Below are 7,523 nucleotides of genomic sequence, written 5' to 3' on the forward strand. Positions count from 1 at the left end.
CCTATTACTCTAAATTCCGCTCTACGGTTTTTTTGCCTTCCTTTGGGATTATCCGTTCCGTCAGTATGTTGGTTGTAGGCAATAGGTTGAGTTTCTCCATATCCTTTGGCAACTAATCTATCTTTAGAAATTCCTTTTTCAATTAGATATTCTACAACACTTTTTGCTCTTTCTTCCGATAGTTTTTCATTATATTTTTCCGTGCCTTTGCTATCGGTATGGCTACTTATTTCTACAATTATCTGTGGGTTTTCTTTCAATAGGGCAAACATTGTTGTATCAATTATTGTTTTTGCACTATCGGTAAGGTATGATTCATCAAAAGGAAAATATATGTTTTTAATTATTATAGGTTCTTTAGGTATAGGGCTTATCTTTAAGTTACGCATTAGTGTATCGGAAATAAAGCGTCCTTTTGTTGTAAACTTTTTTGTTTTTGTAAAATATTGTTCTTTTGAAGTAACAAGCTTGTAATCATTAGCTTTTTCAAGATTGAAAAAATACTCCCCTGCCTGATTTGTTGTATCTCGTTTTAATAAATTATACTTTTTCGTTTCGTTATCAATCTTAAATAATAAAACTATTGCTCCCGGAATAAGTTGTTTTATTGATAAAATTGAATCCTCTTCTTCGGAAATAATATCTTCCATATATGTTAAGGAATCGGAATATAGTTGTGTATAAACTTGCCCTTCAACTGCAAGAAAAATATAATCTCTGAATTTAAAATAAAAAATATCATCACAGCAAGTTCTGTTTTCCAAAAGGTTGTTATTATTTCTGTTTGAAACAAACAATCCTTCAGCTTTGTTTTTAGGATTTAACACGTAATAAATATCGTCAACACTTGAATTCAACGGATAACCAATATTTTGGGGTCTTTCCCACCTTCTCATATAACCCGATGATTTATAAATATCAAAACCACCTAAGCCGGGATTTCCTGTTGAGCTAAAATAAATTTCCCCTGCATCTTGGTCATAAAAAGGAGTTACTTCATCCCTTCTTGTATTAATTCTTCCACCTGCATTCTGTGGTTCTTCCCATATTTTATCTCTTTCATCGTATCGTGAATACCAAATATCAAGACCACCTCTTCCTCCCGGTCTGTCGGATACAAAATATAAAATTTCATAATTCCTGTTGGGCTCTGTACCAACTGCAGGCTGAGTGCTTGTGTAATTTGCTTTATTTATTTCTTTGTTCATCTTTACTGCCGATTGCCATTCTCCGTTTTTCTTTTTTTTCATGTAAATGCTACAAATATTTTCATTCTTACTGTTCTTTTTACAAAGAGTAAAATAAAAACGTTTTTTATCAGGAGAATACACACCATTACAAACATCTGATTCTTTTTTGTTAACCAAATTTTCTAATTTTTCACTTCTTGTCCATTCATCATTATTTCTTTTTGCTCCATAAAATTGTAAATAAAGTTTTTCTTTTTCACTTTCTTTGTGATAAACAGGGACAGAATTTGTATTCATGGAAGCATAAATAAAGGTATTTTCCCCTGTGAACATTGGTGACACCTCAATATGTGCTTTATTTATACTTGCATTCAAATGTCTGATTTTTACATTCCTCGGTGAATCAATAAGAGTTTTTGCCAATTCACATCCTTCTATATCGTATCTCACAAATCTTCGATAAAGCTTATAATCCTTTTGCCCTCTAAACTCACGTTTGAACTTATCAAAATTATCAGATGCATCTTTGTAATTTCCCATCCTCATTAGCATTTGAGCATAATAATATCTTGCTATTACATATTTTTTCTTTTCGCTTTTATAAACTTTCCAATACCAATCTTTTGCATTTTCATAATCCCTTACTTTTCTATACAATTCCGCAAGTTGATATGCATGATAAAAATCCGAATTATTGTATTCTTTTATACTTAAAAAATATTTTTCGTAATGTTCAATGGCAGAATAAACATCTCCGTATCTTACATTTTTTATAGCAATTTTTTTGTGTTTTGACGGGTTAATTTTAGATTTCTCTTTTTTGTCTTGAGCACTAACGGATAAAATAAATAAAAAAAGGACAAATATTAATATCTGTTTTTTGTTAAAAAAATTGAAAATTAAATTTAGAATTCCCATTTTACTAATTTTAATATCTTTCACAAGGAATTATCATTTTTTTAGAACATTCATCAAAAATATAATATATCAATGATATTTCAAAAGCACCCTGATAAGCAGTTGCAGAATGCAAAGAAGAAACATTTAAATCATAGCTTATTCCAACATCCGTGTTATAAAAGTTCATTCCTCCACCCACAACAACAGCATCAACATTTCTGCTTATTCCATCTCTAAGATACAAAGAAGCAAAAACTGATTTTGCAAAAGATTTATTTTTTTCTAAATTAATATAAACATTTGAACCATAAAGTATTTCGGAAGCACCGTAGTGTTCCATGTAAAGAAAATATGGATTGATTGTGTATTTGCTGTTGAAAAAAAATTTTGTTCCAACATGAGCAACTTTCCTGTGAGTAATTTTGTTTGCTGTTCCAAAAAAACTTTCTCCCGGTTCATTTAAATGAAAAACAGCAACACCAAGTTCAGGTTTCCACCTGCCAAATTGTTTATCCCATTTTATCCCTGCATTAACATCCAAATATGACAAATCATCTCCCGAGTAATCCCCAGTAGTCGGTTTTGAAGGGTCAAAGTAACCTGTTTGATTATTGTATTGATCAGGAAAAGAAAGATTATCAATAGAAATACTTTTCATAACATAGCCGGGCTGAATACCGATAAAAAAATTATTTCCTTTAATACTTTTTTTATAAGCTATTGATAAATATGCTTTACTAACTTTCAGACTTGCATCTCCCGACATGTCATTTATTATATTTACCCCAACATCCAATCTTTCGTTTCTCAAATAAAAATGACGGTCAACAGAAATAGAGTTAGTAACAAATGGAATTGTCATGGTAAACCATTGATTTCTGTAGTTATCAACAACACGCCATTGAGCATCATGGTTTCCTGTCTGTGCAGGGTTGAGCGTTAGTGGTGAAGCATAAAATTGAGAGAAATGAATATCCTGAGAAAATGCTATGTTACTAACAAACAAAAATACAATTGTTAATATTTGAATACTGTTATTTCTCAATATTATATTACTTTTGTTTGCACAAATTTAAGAACATTAAGGTTTTTGATTTAATAACTTATTAACAATTGAGAAATTATGAAGTTTAAAATAATCTCTACATTTCTAATAGTCTTTTTAATCTCCAAATTAGCTTTTACGCAAATAACTCCAGAATTTACTTCAAATATTACTTCAGGATGTAATCCTATTCTTGTAAGTTTTTCCGATCTTTCTTCAGGTACTATTTCAACTTATTATTGGAATTTTGGAAACGGAAATACTTCTAATAAACAAAACCCAAAAGCATCTTATACCGACCCCGGAACTTACACCGTAGAACTTACTATTAGCAATGGCAATACAACTGAAACGATTACTAAAACAAATTATATTCATGTTTTTAAAAATCCTGAAGCTGACTTCACAACAAATTCCCTAAAAAAAGGATGTGTTCCTTTTACTCCTAAATTTATTGATACATCAATTCTTGGAGATGCCTTGATATCCAAATGGCTTTGGGATTTTGGTAACGGAGCTTATTCTTTAACAAAAAATCCTTCTTATACTTTTACATCTTCAGGCATTTACACAATTTCCTTACAAGTTGAAGATGCGAACGGCTGTTCGGATTTTATTACTAAAACAAATTTTATTGAAGTTTTTAAGCTTCCTAAAGTAAATTTTACTGCTTTTCCTGATGTATTTTGTGATACTCCTGCAAATGTGAATTTTACAAACAATACTAGTAGTGCATCAACTTCAATTTGCTTTTGGGATTTTGGGGACTCATCCGGTTCAACAGCAATTGATCCTTTGCACACATACAATACTTTTGGAGATTTTGATGTAAAACTTATATTAACAGACCAAAACGGTTGTACAGATTCATTAACGAAAAAAAATGCTATTACTATTGAAAAAGTTACTGCCGATTTTTTTGTTGATAATGATTCTGTTTGTCTTGATAAATTTGTACAATTTATCAATACTTCAACAGGAGCAAAATCTTATTTGTGGACATTTGGTGATGGCAACTCAACAACTATAAAAAACCCAAGCTATATTTATTCATCTCAGGGAACTTATAATGTTAAACTAATTACTACAAGTGAAAATAATTGTAAGGACAGCACAACAAAAACTATTGTTATTGAAAAAGTTACTGCCGATTTTTCATGGAAACCCGATTACAGTTGCTCAACACCATTTCCCGTTTCTTTTAAAGACAGTTCAAAAAATGCTGATAATTGGAATTGGTATTTTGGTGACGGCATAACTTCAACAGACAAAAATCCAGTTCATAACTATAATAAAAGTGGCAAATTTGATGTTAAACTTATTGTTTCTAACAATATTGGCTGTAAAGATTCAATAACTTACAGTGAAGCAGTTTGGGTTTTCCTTCCCACAGCAAGTGTTACAGCAGATTTTTACAAAGGATGCTCTCCTCTTGAAGTAAACTTTACAGCAACAGCTACTTCTAATGAGGCTATAACATCTTGGTATTGGACTTTTGATGATGGAGATACTTCATCATTACAAAATCCCACACATGTTTTTGTAAAAGATACAAGCTACAATGTAACTTTAACAGTAACGAACTCAAAGGGATGTACTGTAACGACAGGAGTACAAATAAAAGTTGGACTTAAGCCAATTGTGGATTTTGAAATAGGTACTGATACAGCCTGTGCTTCCGATACTATTTCTTTTAAAGACCTTTCTATAAATCCATCAGGCAAAAAAAATGATGAGTGGGAATGGATATTTGGTGATGGAATACATGGTAGCGGTGAAAAATTAATACACAAACATGTTGACACAGGAATGATGACCACAACACTTATTGTTTCCTACAACGGATGTAAAGATACTTTGGTTAGAGACAGTTCGCTTTATGTTTATCCTCCTATTTCCACAATTAGTACAGTTTACGATTGTAAAAAACATTTTAGCACAAAATTTATTCATGTTCCTGTTGGCGTTCACCACTGGGAAATAAATTTTGGTGATGGAAATAAATTGACACATTTAACCATTGATTCACTTACTCATCAATTTTTACAAGCAGGTCAATACAAATACAAAACAATAGCTTACAATGATAGTTCAGGATGTACTTGGGAAAACGAAGGAACAATTAATATTTATAATTGGGATGCCGACTTTAATGCAAAAGATGATAAAATATGTATTTACGATTCTGCGGAATTCCTTCACAACCCTGCAAATAAACCAATAATTACAGGAGGTGCTTATTACTTCGGTGACGGAACATATTCTTCAATAAATCAAAAGCATTTTTATGATTCATCAGGAGTTTTTAAAGTTAAAAGAATTCTTTCCGACCCAAACGGATGCACGGATAGTGCATTTAAATACATTAGTGTTTATCAAATAAATGCCGATTTTATTGCCGATTCTTTTATTTGTGTTTATACAAAATCAAAATTTACTGACAAATCAACTTCCGATACAACAATTATTGGATGGGATTGGTTTCTTGGAAATGGAGAAAATTCTACAAAACAAAACCCATCAAGTTTTTACACTATAAAAGGTAGTTTTTCTCCATTACTGATAGTTGAAGATGCTAACGGATGTGTTGATACCATGCAAAAAGCAGATTATATTTATGCAACAAAACCAAAAGCAGAATTTGAAGCCGATGATTACACTATCTGTGAAAATTACGAGATAACATTTACAAATGATTCTGAAGGAAATTTGCTGAGTTTTTATTGGGATTTTGGGAATGGTGATACATCAACGCTTAAAGATGCTCTTTATTCTTACCAAATTGCCGGTACTTACACAATTTCATTAGTGGCAACCGATTCAATGGGATGTAAAGATACTTTTACGAGAACAAACTATGCGAAAGTTCAGGCTATTCCAAAAGCAGGTTTTTATGCAGACACAACATTTTCATATTGCTATCCATTACTTGTGCGATTTACAGATACTTCAATATCCAATAATATAAAAAATTGGACTTGGGATTTTGGAGATGCTCAAACAGCTTCTACTTTTCAAAACCCTGTTCATAATTATACAAAACCAGAAAAATTTGATGTTAGATTAATTGTAGAAACAACTTATGGTTGTAAAGATACAGCTCTACTTAAAGATTTTATAAATATTCATGGACCACTTGCCAGCTTTGACCTTGACCCTGATACTGTTTGCTACGGTTTTCCTGTTAAATTCTTTGTCCTTAAGAGTGAAAATGTTAAAAGTTTTAATTGGGATTATGGAGATGGAAATATCGAAAGTGAAGTAAATGATACTGTAAAACATAAATATTATATCTCCGGTTATTTTTATCCTCGCTTAATTTATGTTGATTCATCAGGTACTTGCAAAAAATTTGCAATTGATACATTGATGGTTTCCAGAGTTATTGCTGATTTTAGCACTTATCAAAATTCAAAATTTGTTCCTGCTACTATTGATTTTACAGACAAATCATCAATAAATGCTATTGAGTGGCACTGGATTTTTGGTGATGAAAAAGATACTTTTTCTCAAGATGCAACTCATATTTATAAAATTGCAGGCAATTACAACACAATGCTAATTGTTACTAATGATTTGGGATGCAAAGACACAGCAAGTTCAAAAATTAATGTTGAGCCGCTACCTATAATTATTGATTTTCCAACAGCATTTACACCTGATAAAGAAAATAACAACACAATAGAAATAACAGGATGTGGCACACGCTTTAAAGAATTAATTTCATTTCGTATTTTTAACCGCTGGGGAGAAATTGTTTTTGAAACAACAGACCCTCAACAAGCTTGGGATGGCACCTATAAAGGTAAAATTCAAAATATGGATACCTATGTTTATGTTATTAAAGTTCTTGGATTTGACGATGAAATAAAAACAGAAAAAGGCTATATTACTTTGATTCGGTGATACTGTTTGTTCGCATTTGTACTTTGATTTTATTATACGATTATGAAAGGTTATATGTACATACTTAAATGTTCTAATGGAGCGTACTATACAGGTAGTACTAAATATTTACAACTTCGTGTACAACAACATCAGGACGGTAAAGGTGCTAATTTTACAACTAAGCATTTACCGGTAGAATTGGTCTATTTTGAAGAATTCTCGAGAATAGACAAGGCTTTTTATCGGGAAAAACAAATACAAAAATGGAGTAGAAAGAAAAAGGAAGCTCTTATTAAAGGAGACTTAAAGGAATTGCATAAACTTGCAGAATGCCAAAATGAAAGTCATTTTAAGAATAGAAAGAAACGTGAATTATGAAAATCTACCCCCTCCGCTACCTTCGGCTTCGCTCAGGTAGCTCTTGTTCGTTGAGCGAAGCCGAAACGAACTAATATTTAGTTTAATTGTAATACTAAATACTGATTTTTGATTGCAAAAAA

General features: G+C 31.4%; 4 protein-coding genes. 2 read left to right on the plus strand and 2 right to left on the minus strand.

Annotated features, from left to right (window positions below):
• The coding region (locus U9R42_15020) for an OmpA family protein (GenBank protein MEA3497337.1) at nt 1-2,132 on the minus strand (2,132 nt) is incomplete at its 3' end.
• Nucleotides 2,119-3,135: a PorP/SprF family type IX secretion system membrane protein gene (locus U9R42_15025; protein ID MEA3497338.1), complete on the minus strand. Its 1,017-nt coding sequence runs from the start codon at nt 3,133-3,135 to the stop codon at nt 2,119-2,121. The genes U9R42_15025 and U9R42_15020, both read right to left, overlap by 14 nt.
• Nucleotides 3,136-3,213: 78 nt before the next feature.
• On the opposite strand from U9R42_15025, the gene U9R42_15030 reads away from it, so the two are divergent.
• On the plus strand, nt 3,214-7,041 hold the full coding sequence (locus U9R42_15030; protein MEA3497339.1) for a PKD domain-containing protein: 3,828 nt from the start codon (nt 3,214-3,216) through the stop codon (nt 7,039-7,041).
• A 42-nt stretch (nt 7,042-7,083) separates the two neighbouring features.
• Nucleotides 7,084-7,401 (plus strand): GIY-YIG nuclease family protein, encoded by a 318-nt coding sequence (locus U9R42_15035; protein MEA3497340.1) that lies wholly within the window; start codon nt 7,084-7,086, stop codon nt 7,399-7,401.
• Nucleotides 7,402-7,523: the final 122 nt, after the last annotated feature.

It is taken from the genome of Bacteroidota bacterium (assembly GCA_034723125.1).
Lineage (GTDB): Bacteria > Bacteroidota > Bacteroidia > CAILMK01 > JAAYUY01 > JAYEOP01.

Excerpts from the sequence above, each read along its gene's own strand:
- U9R42_15035 (MEA3497340.1), top strand. The coding sequence starts at position 7,084 with ATGAAAGGTTATATGTACATACTTAAATGTTCTAATGGAGCGTACTAT.
- U9R42_15030 (MEA3497339.1), top strand. The coding sequence starts at position 3,214 with ATGAAGTTTAAAATAATCTCTACATTTCTAATAGTCTTTTTAATCTCC.